1 protein-coding gene is annotated in these 432 nt (G+C 44.4%); it reads right to left on the bottom strand.

The genetic code is table 11. From position 1 onward, the window contains the following. The coding region (locus EI164_RS16735; protein ID WP_318779575.1) for a transposase at positions 1 to 432 on the bottom strand (432 nt) is incomplete at both ends.

Raw genomic sequence — 432 nt, forward strand, 5'->3', positions numbered from 1 at the left:
TGCAGCTTAAAGCCATAGAACCAGCCCATGCTGCTTTTGCCTCGGGTTGCAAGTCCCTTAAAGACTTTATGACGGTAGATACGCTTGTTATGACAAACTGCTATCTTGGTTGAATCAATATAGCTGATACCCGTACAGTCGCCCATCATGCTTTGCAAGTAGCTGCACAGTGGCATGATACTGCGCGGCACAAGCTCTATAAATCGCGAGTAGCTCGGCAGATTTGGAAACGCCCGTTTCATCATGCCAAGCATGTGATGGTAGTAAAACGCCTTAAACTGTCGATAACGTAATTGATGAAACAGTACCAAGATGGTCATAATCTCTGCTACACTTATCTGGCATGCTCTTAACCTTTGGTGTCCCGTTGCGATTAAATGAGCGTCAAACTCAGGTTTGAATTGCTGATAAAAGTCGTCAATATGGCAGTAT

The organism is Psychrobacter sp. FME13, from assembly GCF_014861395.1.
Taxonomy (GTDB): domain Bacteria; phylum Pseudomonadota; class Gammaproteobacteria; order Pseudomonadales; family Moraxellaceae; genus Psychrobacter.